The sequence below is a fragment of the Pseudomonas sp. CFSAN084952 genome (assembly GCF_009648855.1).
GTDB lineage: Bacteria > Pseudomonadota > Gammaproteobacteria > Pseudomonadales > Pseudomonadaceae > Aquipseudomonas > Aquipseudomonas paracarnis.
In genome coordinates this window covers 4,296,628-4,311,486 of record NZ_CP045767.1, presented here as the reverse complement: position 1 = coordinate 4,311,486, position 14,859 = coordinate 4,296,628, and the positions used below count along the sequence as shown (strand labels likewise).

Here is a 14,859-nt window from a genome sequence, read left to right as displayed (position 1 = left end):
CGACAAGCCTTTCAGGTTGTCCCTCGGAACGGGTACCACTAACCTTCGTCAGTCGCTGCCAATTCAGCGACCGGGACTGCAAGCCCGCCGAAACCTCACCAGTTAGTCACAAGCGCCTTTATAATTGCGGCGCTTTTTCATGGTCGCCATTTATGGCGGCTGTGTGCGGGAGACCTTCGGGTCTACCGAGACTTGCTGGTGATTCTCGGTCTTGCAGGCCCGCACACAGCTGCCACCCATCATCTGCAAGTGATGCTGGTAGTTCTTACTTCACACCAGAGGTTTACCATGATCAAAGACAGCCCAAATCCCCTATCTGATTCCCAGCCCACCGACCAAATCTTCACCATCCTAACCAACCTGAACAGCGAAACCCTGCTCGCCAACGCCTCCCAAGACCTGGCATCCGTGGCACTGGCGGGTCAACTGGCTTTTGATGTCGACGGCCCCCTGCGTGATGCAGTGCTGGGGATTCATCGGATGGTGGAAGGGATCCAGTTGATGGTGGATCGGGTGCTGGATCTTCACGAAGTGTCAGCAGCCACGGCTAACTGATCGTTCCCACGCTCCGCGTGGGAATGCATCCTGTGACGCTCAGCGTCACCCTTGCGCAGGGCGGGACGCAGAGCGTCCGAGGCGGCATTCCCACGCAGAGCGTGGGAACGATCGGTCAAGACCTGGCATCCGTGCAGTCACTGGCGGGTCAACTGGCTTTTGATGTCGACGGCCCCCTGCGTGATGCAGTGCTGGGGATTCATCGGATGGTGGAAGGGATCCAGTTGATGGTGGATCGGGTGCTGGATCTTCACGAAGTGTCAGCAGCCACGGCTAACTGATCGTTCCCACGCTCCGCGTGGGAATGCATCCTGTGACGCTCAGCGTCACCCTTGCGCAGGGCGGGACGCAGAGCGTCCGAGGCGGCATTCCCACGCAGAGCGTGGGAACGATCGGTCAAGACCTGGCATCCGTGCAGTCACTGGCGGGTCAACTGGCTTTTGATGTCGACGGCTCCCTGCGTGATGCAGTGCTGGGGATTCATCGGATGGTGGAAGGGATCCAGTTGATGGTGGATCATCGGGTGCTGGATCTTCACGAAGTGTCAGCAGCCACGGCTAACTGATCGTTCCCACGCTCCGCGTGGGAATGCATCCTGTGACGCTCAGCGTCACCCTTGCGCAGGGCGTGACGCAGAGCGTCCGGGGCGGCATTCCCACGCAGAGCGTGGGAACGATCGGTCAGGCGTTGATAGGGCGGGTAACCAACCGCTCCAAAGCCTCACCCAAACCTAAAGCCTTGTCACCAATCAACAAGTGCCAAACCCCGCTATCCAGCTGGCTCACACCCTTGCAACCCAGCGCAGTGAGGTCCGCTTCAGACAGCACCGAATCATCCCCCAACTCCACCCGCAACCGGGTCATCGCTACCGCTTCCAGTTGGCGCACATTCTCTCGGCCACCCAGGGCATTCAGCCACTTTTCGGCCTCGTGTACATTCACCGCCACCGGCTTATCCACAGGCGCAACCGCTACAGGCGTTGCGGCAACAAACCCCGGCATCGCCAAGCGAATCTCATCAGCAATGCTATCGGCCATCGGCCCAACCACCACCTGCAAACTGCCGCCGTTACCCGGGCGCACTACAGCCATGGCACCCAGCGCTTTCAGTTCAGCATCCACCGCCTTGTTGCGATCCACCATGTCCAAGCGCAGGCGCGTAGTGCAAGCGCCGACACTGAGCAGGTTCTGCGCACCACCCAACGCCTGGATATAAGCCGTCGCACGCTGGTTATCACTCATCGCTTCGGCCTGCACCACCTGGATATCTTCACGCCCCGGTGTCTTCAGGTTGAAGCGGCGGATGCAGTAGCTGAACACCGTGTAGTAGATCACCGAGTAGGCCAGGCCCACCGGTACCACCAGCCAGCCATTGGTGGACTTGCCCCAGCCCAGCACCATGTCGATAAAACCACCGGAGAAGGTAAAGCCGAGGTGGATATTCAGCATATTGGTCACGGCCATCGACAGGCCGGTCAGCAGCGCATGCAGCAAGTAGAGGAACGGTGCGAGGAACATGAAGGCGAATTCAATCGGCTCGGTCACCCCGGTCAGGAACGAGGTCAGCGCCATCGAGAGGAAGATCCCGCCCATGACCTTGCGCCGCTCCGGCAACGCGTTGCGGTACATCGCCAGGCACGCCGCCGGCAGGCCGAACAGCATCACCGGGAACATACCGGTCATGAACTGGCCGCCTTTCGGGTCGCCGGCGAAGTAGCGGGTCAGGTCGCCGGTCACCACCGCGCCGGTTGTCGGGTCGGTAAACGTGCCGAACACGAACCACGCCATATTGTTGAGGATGTGGTGCAAACCAGTGACGATCAGCAGGCGGTTGAATACGCCGAATACGAACGCACCCAGACTGCCGCTTTCCATCAGCAATACGCCGAAGCTGTTGATGCCGTGCTGGATCGGCGGCCAGATCAGGCCAAAGATTACGCCCAGGCCCACCGCCGAAAAGCCGGTGACAATCGGTACAAAGCGTCGTCCGCCAAAGAACGCCAGGTACTCCGGCAGCTTGATGTCTTTGAAGCGGTTATACAGCGCGCCCGCCATCAGGCCGCTGGCGATACCGGCGAGCATGCCCATGTTGATGGACGTGTCCATCACCTTGAGTGTGGAGATCATCACCAGGTAGCCAATCGCCCCGGCCAGGCCGGCGGTGCCGTTGTTGTCGCGAGCAAAACCCACGGCAATGCCGATGGCGAAGATCAGCGCCAGGTTGGCGAAGATCGCCTGCCCGGCATCGTGCATCACCGCGATGTTGAGCAAGTCGGTGTCGCCCAGGCGCAGCAGCAAGCCGGCGATTGGCAGGATCGCAATCGGCAGCATCAGTGCGCGGCCCAGGCGTTGCAGGCCTTCGATAAAGTGTTGGTACATGGCGTGTCTCCCTATTCTTGTTGTTTTCAGCTCAGCGGCCAGTGGTGTTGACAGGCTTGGCGAACGGCCTTGGCGCTGCTCAGGTCGAGCAGCTCAAGGCTCCGTTGCCGGCATTGCGCCGCGTCCAGGTGGCGGACGCGGTCCTTGATTTCGCCGATCTGCGGCGGGCTTACCGACAGCTCGGTGACTCCCAGGCCAACCAGTACTGGCGTGGCCAGCGGATCCGACGCCAGGGCACCGCACACGCCGACCCAACGGCCGTGTTTCGCCGCACCGGCGCAGGTCTGGGCGATCAGCCGCAGCAGCGCCGGGTGCAGCGCGTCAACACGGGCGGCCAAGCCTGCGTGGTCGCGGTCCATGGCCAGGGTGTACTGGGACAGGTCATTGGTGCCGATGGACAAAAAGTCCGCGTGTTCAGCCAACTGTTCAGCCATCAGCGCGGCGGCGGGCACTTCGATCATCACGCCCAGTTCGGGGCGTTGCGTCAGCTCCAACTCCGCGCACAGTTCATCCAGGCGCTGGCGGATCTGCAGCAGTTCATCCACCTCGCTGACCATCGGCAGCAGGATGCGGCAACGCGCCAGCGGGGTAACTTGCAGCAGGGCGCGCAGTTGCTGGTCGAGCAGTTCCGGGCGTACCTGAGCCATGCGAATACCGCGCAGGCCCAGTACCGGGTTGGCCTCGACGGGCAGCGGCAGGTAGTCGAGCTGCTTGTCGCCGCCCACATCGATGGTGCGGATGATCACCGACTTGTCGCCCATGGCATCCAGCACGGCCTGATAAGCCTGGCGCTGCTCTTGCTCATCCGGCGCGGTGCGACGGTCGACGAAGAGGAATTCGGTGCGCAGCAGGCCGACGCCGTCGGCGCCGTTGTCAAACGCCACTTGGGCTTCGGCGCTGGAGGCGACATTCGCCGCGACTTCAACCGTCACGCCGTCAGTGGTGTTCGCCGATTGCCGGGCTTGGACCTGTTGCTGCTGGCGTCGCAACTTCTGTGTTTCGCGAATCTGGTGAACTTCGGCGTGGCGCGCTTCGCTGGGGGCCAGTTCCAGGCGGCCGTTGGCGGCATCGAGCACCACCCGTTGGCCTTGGGGTACGTCGAGCACTTCATTGCCCAGGGCGACGAGACATGGCAGGCCTTTGCCCCGGGCCAGAATCGCCACATGGGAGGTCGCACCGCCTTCGGCCATGCAGATGCCCGCAGCCTGTTGCGCGCTCAATTGCAGGAGGTCCGAAGGTGTCAGCTCATGGGCACTGACAATCGCCCCCGCCGGCAATTCGAAATGCCAGGCTTCACCCAGCAACGCCCTTAGCACCCGTTGTTGCAGGTCGCGCAGGTCGTTGGCGCGCTCGGCAAACAGTGGCTTGCCCAATGCCAGCAGCACGGCGCACTGGGCCTGGATCGCATCCCGCCAGGCGTGGGTGGCGGCGCTGCCCTGTTCGATGGTTGCGCTGGCGGCGTCGAGTAACGTCGGGTCTTCCAGCAGAGCGAGGTGCGCGGCGAAGATCTCCTCTTCTTCGACGTTCTTGCGTTGGCGGGCCAGTTCCAGAGTGTTGCGGATTTCGCCACGCACTTGCTCAAGAGCCACATCCAGTCTTTGCAGTTGTTCGTCGACGTTATGGGGGTCGGTATCTTCCGGCAACTCGATGCCCGCCAGGCGGAACAGCGGCCCACATACCAAGCCCGGCGCGGCGCAGACGCCTTGCAGCACATTGGCTTCGGTATTCGCCCGGCGTGGTGTGGCGGCGACCGGCGTGTGGTGTTCCTCGTGGATCGCCACGGACAGCGCGGCGACCAATGCCTGTAACGCCGCCTCGCCATCCTTGCCGCGACAGCTCACCCGTACCTCGTCACCTTCACCAATACCCAGCCCCATCAGGCCGATCAAGCTGTCGCAAGCCGCCGTCTTATCACCGAAGTGCAGCTGTGACTGGCTGCTGAAACCCTGAGCAGTCTTGCGGATCAGTGCAGCAGGGCGTGCATGCAATCCGCCACGGTGTGTGATGCGCACTGTAGCGCTCACTTGCGCGTCCGAGTTATCCACAGCGGTGTTAACCGGTGCGGATGTGCGCACGGCAATCCGCATCAGCGCGTCACCGACCTTCACCGTCTTGCCTGCAATCGGTTGCAGCTCAAAGCGCTCACTGTTGGTCAGGATGATCAAGCTCACCAGGCTCTTGCACTGGCGCGCAATGCGGTCCAGATCAAACTGCACCAACGGCTGACCCTCGCTCACCCGTGCGCCTTCCTTCACCAGCAAGGCAAAGCCTTCGCCATTGAGTTCCACGGTGTCGATGCCCACATGCATCAGTACTTCGGCACCGTTATCAGCGCGGATGGTCAGGGCGTGCCCGGTGCGGGCGACGTGGATGATCACGCCGTCACAGGGCGCCTGCAGGCAGTCGTTCAGCGGGTCGATAGCGATACCGTCGCCCATGGCGCCGCTGGCGAACACTTCGTCGGGGACGCGGTTCAGGGCCAGCACCGGCCCACTCAAGGGGGCGCTAAGGGTCAATGGATTATTGTTGTTGGGCATGGGCACGGTACTCATCAGGAAAACGCCGCTTTAGTGCGTGCGGGTGACTTTGCTCAGGTGGCGCGGCTGGTCCGGGTCCATGCCCCGTGCCTGCGCCAGGCCGGCGGCCATCACGTAGAAGCTCTGGATCGCCAGGATCGGGTCCAGGCTCGGGTGTTCGGCGCGGCTCAGCGTCAAGTCGCGTTCGGCGATATCGTCCGGCGCGGCCAGCAGCACGCGGGCGCCGCGTTGGCGCATGTCGGCGGCCAGGCTCAGCAGGCCGGCCTGCTCGGCGCCGCGTGGGGCGAACACCAGCAGAGGGTAGTTCTCGTCGATCAAGGCCATCGGCCCGTGGCGCACTTCGGCGCTGCTGAACGCTTCGGCCTGGATCGCCGAGGTTTCCTTGAGCTTGAGCGCGGCTTCCTGGGCGATGGCAAACCCGGCGCCACGGCCGATCACCATCAAGCGCTGGCTGCCTTTGAGGGCGTCGACGGCCAGGCGCCAATCCTGTCTGGCGGCGTCACGCAGGCCCTCGGGCAAGGCCTGACAGGCTTGCAGCAAGTCGGCTTCTTGATTCCAGTGGCCGACCAACTGTGCACTGGCGCTCAGGGTGGCGATGAAGCTCTTGGTGGCGGCCACGCTGAGTTCCGGCCCGGCGCACAGCGGCACATGAAATTCACACGCGGCTTCCAGCGGTGAGTCTTCGGCGTTGACCATCGAGATGCTCAAGGCACCCCGCTTGCGTAGCAGGCGCAGGCTGTTGACCAGGTCCGGGCTCTGCCCCGATTGAGAGAAACCAAACGCCACTTGGCCGCTGACTTTCATCGGCGCCTGCAACAGGGTCACCACCGACATCGGCAGCGACGCCACCGGAATGCCCACGTGTTGCATGGCCAGGTAGGCGAAGTAGCTGGCGGCATGGTCGGAGCTGCCGCGGGCGATGGTCATCGCCACCTGTGGTGGCTGGCGGCGCAGGCGGCCGGCGATTTCTTCCAGCATCGGGTCCAGGCGTTGCAGTTGGGCCGCGACGGCGTCGCAGGAGGCCAGGGCCTCTTCAAGCATTTTTGAAGTCAATGGTGTCTCCTTCGACCATTACGTCGGTGAGTGTCAGGGAGCGGTCCAGGCGCACGCAGTCGGCAAAGCTGCCCGGTTGCAGGCGGCCGCGTTCTTGCAAGCCCAGGTAGTCCGCAGGAAATTGCGACAGGCGTTGTGAGGCTTCACTGATGGGCAGGCCGATTTTCACCAGGTTGCGCAGCGCCTGGTCCATGGTCAGGGTGCTGCCGGCCAGGGTGCCATCGGCCAGGCGCACGCCGCCCAGGCATTTGGTCACGGTGTGGCTGCCCAGCTTGTACTCGCCGTCGGGCATGCCGGCGGCGGCGGTGGAGTCGGTGACGCAATACAGGCAGGGAATCGAGCGCAACGCCACGCGCATGGCGCCAGGGTGCACATGCAGCAAGTCCGGGATCAGCTCGGCGTACTGGGCGTGGGCCAGCGCGGCGCCGACGATGCCGGGTTCGCGGTGATGCAGCGGGCTCATGGCGTTGTACAAGTGGGTGAAACTGGTGGCGCCAGCGGCCAGGGCGGCAACGCCTTCTTCATAGCTGCCCAGGGTATGGCCGATCTGCATGCGCACGCCGCGTTCGCTGAGGGCGCGGATCAGGCCGTCGTGGCCGGCGATTTCCGGGGCGATGGTGATCACCCGGATCGGCGCCAGGCGCAGGTAGGCTTCCACTTCCTGCATCAACGCGGTGTGGGCGAAGTTGGGTTGGGCGCCGAGTTTGCCCGGATTGATGTAGGGGCCTTCCAGGTGCACGCCGAGTACGCGGGCGCTGCCGGCTGGGCGCTGTTCGCAGAACGTGCCGAGCTCACCAAGCACGCGGGAGATTTCTTCCACCGGCGCCGTCATGGTGGTGGCCAGCAGCGAGGTGGTGCCAAAACGCACGTGGGTACGGGTAATGGTCTCGAAGGCGCCCGCACCTTCCATGATGTCCGCGCCGCCACCGCCATGCACATGCAGGTCGATAAAGCCCGGCAGCAGGTAGGGCAGGTCGTTGTCGGCCGGGTCGCACGGCGTGCCGTCAATGGCGACAACCTTGCCGTGCTCGTGCACCAGGCGACCACGCATCCAGCCGCTGGGCGTGAGGATATTGTCTTCAGTCATGGGCAGTTCTCTAAGTTCGCAATTCGGCGGAGTAATCATGGCGGCGCAGTTCTGCGACAAAGTCGTAGTAATCGTTGCGGCAGTAGGTGTCGGTGATTTCAATCGGCGTGTTATCGGCGGTGTAGCCCACGCGGGTCATCAGCAGCATGGCGGTGCCGGGGGCGATGCCGACCAGCGCGGCGAACTCATCCGAGGCATTGATCGCCTGGATATGCTGCAAGGCGCGCACGATGGGCTTGCCGATGCTTTCCAGGTACTCGTACAACGAATTGCCGATGGCCTGGGGATGGGGCAACACCGAGGCCGGCATGGCGGTCATTTCAATCGCCATCACCGTGTCATCGGCTTTGCGCAGTCGCTTGAGGCGCGCCACTTTGTCGGTGGGCGACAGGCCCAGGCGGATCAGTTCTTCATGGGTCGGCGGGGTGATGTCGCGCTCCAACCACTGAGACGTGGGCACAAACCCCTTGAGCCGCAGCATTTCGCTGAACCCCGACAGGCGTGACAAGGGTTGTTCCAGGCGCGGCGTGATGAAGGTACCGGAGCCTTGGCTGCGACGGATCAGGCCTTGAGCCAGCAACACTTCCAGCGCTTTACGGGCGGTGACCCGCGAGATGCTCAGTTGCTCGCTGAGGGCGCGTTCCGAAGGCAGGGCCTGTTCGGATTTCCACTGGCCGGCATGGATCGCTGCTTCAAGGCTGCGGGCCAGTTGCAGGTACAGCGGCGTGGATTGCTTATCGTCGGGGCGCAGGGCCAGGATGGGGTTCATCTGTCAGGTTTCCGATGCGTTATTGGAGTGTTGTCGCCCGGTAATGGCCGAAAACTAATACCACTTAAATACCATGTCAATGCTACCAAAACGGTGCGAATCCCGGTTTCAGGGCGCTTTAATGGGGCTTGGGGTCAAGTGGTATTAGAGAGGTCTTTGTGGCGCGCACAAGTGCAGGGTCCCGCGCGGTGAACTGGTATTCACCGGCAGGCGCTGCCTGGGGCAGGAATTATTTTCGAATTATTTTACGAACGGCACGCGATTACGGCCGAATCTCGATGAGGGTGCCGTCTTTGACCAGATTCCACACTTCGCGCATATCCACATTGCGCATGCCGATGCAGCCGTCGGTCCAGTCCAGGGTGTGGAACCACTGTTCCGGGTAGTCTTCGGTGTCGGGGGTGCCGTGGATCATGATCATGCTGCCCGGCTTCACGCCTTCGCGGCGGGCGCGGGCGGCGTCGCTGATGTTCGGGTAGGAAATGTGCATGGCCAGGTTGAAGCGGTCGCTGGTCTTGCGCCAGTCGATCCAGTAGAGGCCTTCGGGTGTGCGGCGGTCGCCTTCGATCAGCTTGTGGCCCTTGGGGTTCTTGCCCAGGGAAATGCGATAGGTCTTGAACGGCTTGCCGTCGTTGATCAGCTGCAGCTGGTGGGCGGACTTGAGTACCAGGACTTTCTCGACCGTTTTACCGCCAAGGGTTTGCACCGTGGAGGCCGGGGACAGCGTGGCGAACGACAGGCAGATCAGAGCAAGCAACCAACGCATTGAAACGGTATCCCTTTGGCGACATTGGCCGGCTTGTTATTGGGCGGGCTTGGACAGCGGTGGCACAGATTCGCTACGTACCGGGTACGCCTGTTGGCGACGGTCAGCGAAGAAGCATTCTAAGGTACGCCCGACCGTGCGGAAAGCCAGCTCGGACCAAGGGATGTCGGCTTCGTCGAACAGCCTCACTTCCAGGCTCTCCTGGCCAGCGGCGAAGTCCAGGTCGATCAGTTCGGCGCGGTAGAAGATATGCACCTGGCTGATGTGCGGTACGTTGATCAGGGTATAGATGCTCAGGTTGCGCACCCGGGCGCAGGCTTCTTCCAGGGTTTCACGCATGGCGGCCTGTTCGACGGTCTCGCCATTTTCCATAAAGCCTGCGGGCAGGGTCCAGTAACCCAGGCGTGGCTCAATGGCGCGGCGGCACAGCAGCACTTGGTCGCCCCATACCGGCACGGTACCGGCGACGATATTGGGGTTCTGGTAATGAATGGTCGAGCAGTGGTCGCATACATAGCGCAGGCGTGCGTCGCCTTCGGGAATGCGTTGGGTTACCGGTTTGCCGCACTGGCTGCAGAAATTCATGCTGGGGTTCCTGGACAATGGGCACATCTTGGCTCGGTGCCGGGCGTTCCTGCAAGTTGTCGTTTCGCGACAGCGCTGCGGTTTTGGGGTTGGGCGCTCGCACGCTTTGGTGCATGATGCAAGGTAGCCAACAGACCGAGATGACTCATGCTGGACGAGCTACTTCGCCGGGTAAGCAACCACACCCCCCACACTCTGGAAACCGACGGGCGTTTCCCCGAGGCTGCGGTGCTGGTGCCGATTACCCGCAGTGACGAACCGGAGCTGATCCTGACCCTGCGCGCCAGCGGCCTGTCGACCCACGGTGGCGAAGTGGCCTTTCCCGGCGGGCGCCGCGACCCCGAAGACCCGGACCTGATCTTTACCGCCTTGCGCGAAGCCGAAGAAGAAATCGGCCTGCCGCCGGGGCTGGTTGAAGTCATCGGCCCGTTGAGCCCGCTGATTTCCCTGCACGGCATCCGCGTAACGCCCTATGTGGGCGTGGTCCCCGATTACGTCGAATACCTGGCCAACGACGCCGAGATTGCCGCCGTTTTCAGCGTGCCTTTGGACTTTTTCCGACAGGACCCACGCGAACATACCCATCGCATTGATTACCAGGGCCGCAGTTGGTATGTGCCCAGCTACCGGTTCGGTGAATACAAAATCTGGGGGCTGACGGCAATCATGATTGTCGAGCTGATCAACCTGCTCTATGACGATGCCAAGATCAGCCTGCACCATCCGCCCAAGAGCTTCATCAATCTATAAGCCATCGTTTAAATGGCATGCCGTGAGGAAAAACCATGAAATACCGCCTGGGCGACGCCCGCGTCGAGACCCATCCCAACAGTTGGGTTGCACCGAATGCCACGCTGGTGGGCAAGGTCAAGCTGGAGGAGGGCGCCAACGTCTGGTTCAACGCGGTGTTGCGTGGCGATAACGAGCTGATCCTGATCGGCAAGAACAGCAACGTGCAGGACGGCAGCGTGATGCACACCGACATGGGCTACCCGCTGACCCTTGGCACCGGCGTGACCATTGGCCATAACGCCATGCTGCACGGCTGCACCGTCGACGACTACAGCCTGATCGGTATCAACGCAGTGATCCTCAACGGCGCCAAGATCGGCAAGCACTGCATCATCGGCGCCAACTCGCTGATCGGTGAAGGCAAGGAAATCCCCGACGGCTCGCTGGTCATGGGCTCGCCGGGCAAAGTGGTGCGTGAGCTGACCGAGGCGCAAAAGCGCATGCTTGAAGCCAGCGCCGCGCACTATGTGCATAACTCGCAGCGTTATGCCCGTGACCTGGTCGAGCAGGAATGAGCACGATTGAGCGACCGGTCGCCTCGCCCTGCGTCAGCATTTGCGCACTGAATGATGACGATATCTGCACCGGCTGCCAGCGCAATGTGGATGAAATCACGCGTTGGAGCCGCATGGACAACGCCGAGCGCCGGGTGGTGCTGGGGTTGTGCCATGAGCGGGCGGTGGCGAGTGGGATGATGTGGATGACCCCTGGGAAATCTGGCGCCTGACAGGCCGCCATCGCAGGCAAGCCAGCTCCCACCCTTGATGTGTGAATACCCTCACATGTGGGAGCTGGCTTGCCTGCGATGAGGCCCTGCCAGACGACATCCTTGTAATTGTGTACCCTGTGCGGCATTGCCCACAGGTCCATCCTCCATGTTTTTCCTGATCGCCTACATCAGCAGCGTCGTGCTGATCAACTTCGCCTTCTCCACCGCCCCACACCTGGACATCATCTGGTCCGCCTGGGGCGGCCTGGTATTTATCCTGCGCGACATGGTGCAAACCCGCTTCGGCCATGGCGCAATCATCGCCATGCTGGCGGCACTGGTGTTGTCCTATATCACCTCCGACCCGTCCATCGCCCTGGCCAGTGCCACGGCGTTTGCGGTGTCTGAATGCATCGACTGGCTGGTGTTCAGCATCACCAAGCGCCCGCTGCATGACCGCCTGTGGATAAGTTCGGCGCTGAGCATTCCCCTCGATACCTTTATCTTTTTCGGCCTGATCGGCGCACTGACGCCGGCGGTGGCGGGCACGGCGTTGGTGTCCAAGTTCGCCGGTGTCACCGTGGTCTGGCTGATCATGGCCTGGCGCATCCGCCGGCGGGCTGTCGCCAACTGAGGCCAATTTTTACAGTTCATGTAAAATGCCGGCCTTTCTCCCCCATGATCCGCTCCCCTGAGGACCTGAGATGACCCGAATCGGAACTCCATTGTCGCCAACCGCGACCCGCGTTTTGCTGTGTGGCTGCGGTGAGCTGGGCAAGGAAGTGGTAATCGAACTGCAACGCCTGGGCGTTGAAGTGATTGCCGTGGATCGCTACGCCAACGCGCCGGCCATGCAGGTGGCGCACCGTAGCCATGTGATCAACATGCTTGACGGGGCCGCATTGCGTGCGGTGATCGAGGCGGAGAAACCGCACTTTATCGTGCCGGAAATCGAAGCCATCGCCACCGCGACCCTGGTGGAACTGGAGGCCGAAGGCTTTACCGTCATTCCGACCGCCCGCGCCACGTCGTTGACCATGAACCGTGAAGGCATCCGTCGCCTGGCCGCCGAAGAACTGGACCTGCCGACCTCGCCATACCACTTCGCCGACACCTTCGAAGCCTACAGTAAGGCTGTCCAGGACCTGGGCTTCCCGTGCGTGGTCAAGCCGGTGATGAGTTCGTCGGGCAAGGGCCAGAGCCTGTTGCGCAGCACTGATGACGTGCAGAAAGCCTGGGACTACGCCCAAGAGGGCGGGCGTGCCGGCAAGGGCCGGGTGATCATCGAAGGTTTTATCGACTTCGACTACGAAATCACCCTGCTGACCGTGCGCCACATCGGCGGTACCACCTTCTGCGCGCCGGTAGGGCATCGCCAGGAGAAGGGCGACTATCAGGAGTCCTGGCAGCCGCAGGCCATGAGCCCGATTGCCCTGGCAGAGTCAGAGCGCGTAGCCAAAGCCGTGACCGAAGCCTTGGGCGGTCGTGGTCTGTTTGGTGTGGAGTTGTTCATCAAAGGCGATCAGGTGTGGTTCAGCGAAGTGTCGCCGCGCCCCCATGACACTGGCCTGGTGACCCTGATTTCTCAGGACCTGTCGCAGTTTGCCTTGCACGCGCGCGCCATCCTCGGCCTGCCGATCCCGTTGATCCGTCAGTTCGGGCCTTCGGCGTCTGCGGTGATCCTGGTGGAAGGGCAGTCCACCCAGACCGCATTCGCCAACCTCGGCGCCGCGCTGAGCGAGCCGGATACAGCGTTGCGTCTGTTTGGCAAACCTGAAGTGAATGGTCAGCGCCGTATGGGCGTGGCACTGGCGCGGGACGAGTCGATTGAAGCGGCTCGTGCCAAGGCGACCCGTGCTTCCAAGGCTGTTGTTGTAGAGCTCTAAGCCTCCACGCTCGTTCCCACGCTTTGCGTGGGAATGCCTCTTGTGACGCTCTGCGTCGCGCTTGGGGACGCAAAGCGTCCCTAACTGCATTCCCACGCAGAGCGTGGGAACGAGCATGGGGTCAGGCGACCTTGTTCAAATCATTATCCCGCGTCTCTTTCAGGCACAGCACTGCAATCAAACTCAGCAACGCTGCTGCCGATACATATCCCCCGACATAACTCAAACCACCCATCGCCACCAGCTTGGTCGCGAAGAACGGCGCCGCCGAGGCCCCCACGATCCCACCCAGGTTATACGCTGCCGATGCACCGGTATAACGCACGCGGGTCGGGAACAATTCCGGCAGCAGGGCGCCCATCGGTGCGAAGGTCACGCCCATCAAAAACAGCTCCAACGCCAGAAACAGCGCCACGGCCCAGGTCGAGCCATGGGTCAGCAGCGGCTCCATGGTAAAGCCCGACAGAATTGCCAGGACCGCGCCGACAATCAGCACCGGCTTGCGCCCGTAGCGATCACTGGCCAAGGCGGCCAATGGCGTTGCCAGCCCCATGAACAGCACCGCAAAGCACAGCAGGCCGAGGAAGGTTTCACGGCTGTAGCCCAAGGTGGAAACGCCGTAGCTCAACGAAAACGCCGTGGTGATGTAGAACAGCGCATAGCACACCACCATCGACGCGGCGCCCAGCAGTACCGGCAGCCAATGCTGGCTGAACAGTTCCACCAGCGGCACTTTCACGGGTTTTTCCTTGGCCACTGCATTGGCGAACACCGGCGTCTCATGCAGTTTGAGGCGCGCATACAGGCCCACCATCACCAGCGCGGCGCTGAGGATGAACGGAATGCGCCAGCCCCAGCTGCGAAATTGCTCGTCATTCAGGCTCATGGCCAAAATCAGGAACAAACCGTTGGCCGCCAGGAAGCCTATCGACGGGCCCAGTTGGGGAAACATGCCGAACCAGGCGCGCTTGCCCTTGGGGGCATTCTCGGTCGCCAGCAAGGCCGCGCCGCCCCATTCTCCACCCAGGCCGAGGCCTTGGCCGAAGCGCAGAACACACAAGAGAATCGGGGCCCAGGCGCCGATGCTGTCGTAGCCCGGCAACAAGCCGATCAAGGTGGTGCACACCCCCATCAGCAGCAGCGAAGCCACAAGGGTTGATTTACGGCCGATGCGGTCGCCGAAGTGACCGAATAACGCCGACCCCAGTGGCCGGGCGATAAAGGCGATGCCGAAGGTCAGAAACGACGCCAGCATCTGTGCGGTGCCAGAGGTCTGTGGGAAAAACACCGGGCCGATCACCAGAGCGGCAGCCGTGGCGTAGATGTAGAAATCGTAGAACTCAATGGCGGTGCCGACGATGCTCGCGGTGGCGACGCGGGCGGTCGAGTTGGCAGGTGCGGCGCTCGCGGCCTCTTGGTAGGTGGTGCTCATAACGTTATCCCTGACGGTTATTGCGCGTTTGGACGCGGATTATTATTGGTCGAACACCCATGGATCAGGGCTATGCGCGGAGCGGCTCGGGATGGGAGCAAACGCCGGTCGGACATGGTAAGGCGGTGCCAGGACACGCTGAGTGCGGGTAGCACGCGGTCGGGCGGGGCTTGGGTAAGCCGCAGGGATTATAGGAAGGGGGCTAAGGATCCAACAAGGGGCTGGTGAGGATCTATGGCCTGGAACTGGATCAATGTGGGAGCTGGCTTGCCTGCGATAGCATCACCTCGGTTCAACTGAAGGACCGAGT

At 62.3% G+C, this 14,859-nt stretch carries 16 protein-coding genes; 8 read left to right on the top strand and 8 right to left on the bottom strand.

Annotated elements, in window-relative coordinates; all coding sequences use genetic code 11:
• Positions 1-288: 288 nt before the first annotated feature.
• From GH769_RS19570 to GH769_RS19560, 3 genes are all read left to right on the top strand, one after another.
• Entirely contained in the window at positions 289-555 is a 267-nt protein-coding gene (locus GH769_RS19570) for a DUF6124 family protein (RefSeq protein ID WP_153649876.1), read from the top strand.
• A gap of 32 nt (positions 556-587) precedes the next feature.
• Positions 588-836, top strand: coding sequence for a DUF6124 family protein (locus GH769_RS19565; RefSeq protein WP_153649875.1), 249 nt, complete (start codon positions 588-590; stop codon positions 834-836).
• An 86-nt stretch (positions 837-922) separates the two neighbouring features.
• On the top strand, positions 923-1,120 hold the full coding sequence (locus tag GH769_RS19560) for a DUF6124 family protein (protein ID WP_256590743.1): 198 nt from the start codon (positions 923-925) through the stop codon (positions 1,118-1,120).
• A 115-nt stretch (positions 1,121-1,235) separates the two neighbouring features.
• Here the strand turns inward: GH769_RS19560 and nagE are convergent, their stop codons facing one another.
• The 7 genes from nagE to GH769_RS19525 form a co-directional block, all read right to left on the bottom strand.
• Positions 1,236-2,933: an N-acetylglucosamine-specific PTS transporter subunit IIBC gene (nagE, locus tag GH769_RS19555; protein WP_014719794.1), complete on the bottom strand. Its 1,698-nt coding sequence runs from the start codon at positions 2,931-2,933 to the stop codon at positions 1,236-1,238.
• A 26-nt stretch (positions 2,934-2,959) separates the two neighbouring features.
• A complete protein-coding gene (ptsP, locus tag GH769_RS19550; protein WP_032902705.1) occupies positions 2,960-5,470 on the bottom strand; it encodes a phosphoenolpyruvate--protein phosphotransferase in 2,511 nt (836 codons plus the stop codon).
• Positions 5,471-5,500: 30 nt separating this feature from the next.
• Positions 5,501-6,523, bottom strand: a complete 1,023-nt coding sequence (locus tag GH769_RS19545) for an SIS domain-containing protein (RefSeq protein ID WP_014719792.1) — start codon at positions 6,521-6,523, stop codon at positions 5,501-5,503.
• Positions 6,504-7,610, bottom strand: coding sequence for an N-acetylglucosamine-6-phosphate deacetylase (gene nagA / locus GH769_RS19540; protein ID WP_014719791.1), 1,107 nt, complete (start codon positions 7,608-7,610; stop codon positions 6,504-6,506). The genes GH769_RS19545 and nagA overlap by 20 nt, the downstream gene beginning before the upstream one ends.
• Before the next feature lie 10 nt (positions 7,611-7,620).
• A complete protein-coding gene (locus GH769_RS19535) occupies positions 7,621-8,379 on the bottom strand; it encodes a GntR family transcriptional regulator (protein ID WP_003193978.1) in 759 nt (252 codons plus the stop codon).
• 262 nt (positions 8,380-8,641) lie between these two features.
• Positions 8,642-9,145: a murein L,D-transpeptidase family protein gene (locus GH769_RS19530; RefSeq protein ID WP_014719790.1), complete on the bottom strand. Its 504-nt coding sequence runs from the start codon at positions 9,143-9,145 to the stop codon at positions 8,642-8,644.
• A 36-nt stretch (positions 9,146-9,181) separates the two neighbouring features.
• Positions 9,182-9,730, bottom strand: coding sequence for an NUDIX hydrolase (locus GH769_RS19525; RefSeq protein WP_003193976.1), 549 nt, complete (start codon positions 9,728-9,730; stop codon positions 9,182-9,184).
• Positions 9,731-9,877: 147 nt separating this feature from the next.
• Here GH769_RS19525 and GH769_RS19520 point away from each other — a divergent pair, with 147 nt between their 5' ends.
• The 5 genes from GH769_RS19520 to purT all read left to right on the top strand — a co-directional run bounded on the left by GH769_RS19520 (position 9,878) and on the right by purT (position 13,117).
• Positions 9,878-10,480: a CoA pyrophosphatase gene (locus tag GH769_RS19520; protein ID WP_014719789.1), complete on the top strand. Its 603-nt coding sequence runs from the start codon at positions 9,878-9,880 to the stop codon at positions 10,478-10,480.
• Positions 10,481-10,515: 35 nt separating this feature from the next.
• On the top strand, positions 10,516-11,037 hold the full coding sequence (locus GH769_RS19515; RefSeq protein WP_014719788.1) for a gamma carbonic anhydrase family protein: 522 nt from the start codon (positions 10,516-10,518) through the stop codon (positions 11,035-11,037).
• Positions 11,034-11,249: a DUF1289 domain-containing protein gene (locus GH769_RS19510; RefSeq protein ID WP_032902707.1), complete on the top strand. Its 216-nt coding sequence runs from the start codon at positions 11,034-11,036 to the stop codon at positions 11,247-11,249. Before GH769_RS19515 ends, GH769_RS19510 begins: the two co-directional genes overlap by 4 nt.
• 148 nt (positions 11,250-11,397) lie before the next feature.
• Positions 11,398-11,865, top strand: a complete 468-nt coding sequence (locus GH769_RS19505) for a preQ0 transporter (protein WP_014719786.1) — start codon at positions 11,398-11,400, stop codon at positions 11,863-11,865.
• 70 nt (positions 11,866-11,935) lie between these two features.
• Positions 11,936-13,117: a formate-dependent phosphoribosylglycinamide formyltransferase gene (gene purT, locus GH769_RS19500; protein ID WP_032902708.1), complete on the top strand. Its 1,182-nt coding sequence runs from the start codon at positions 11,936-11,938 to the stop codon at positions 13,115-13,117.
• Positions 13,118-13,238: 121 nt separating this feature from the next.
• Here purT and GH769_RS19495 read toward each other — a convergent pair whose 3' ends face one another.
• Entirely contained in the window at positions 13,239-14,549 is a 1,311-nt protein-coding gene (locus GH769_RS19495; protein ID WP_003193968.1) for an MFS transporter, read from the bottom strand.
• Between the last annotated feature and the right edge of the window lie 310 nt (positions 14,550-14,859).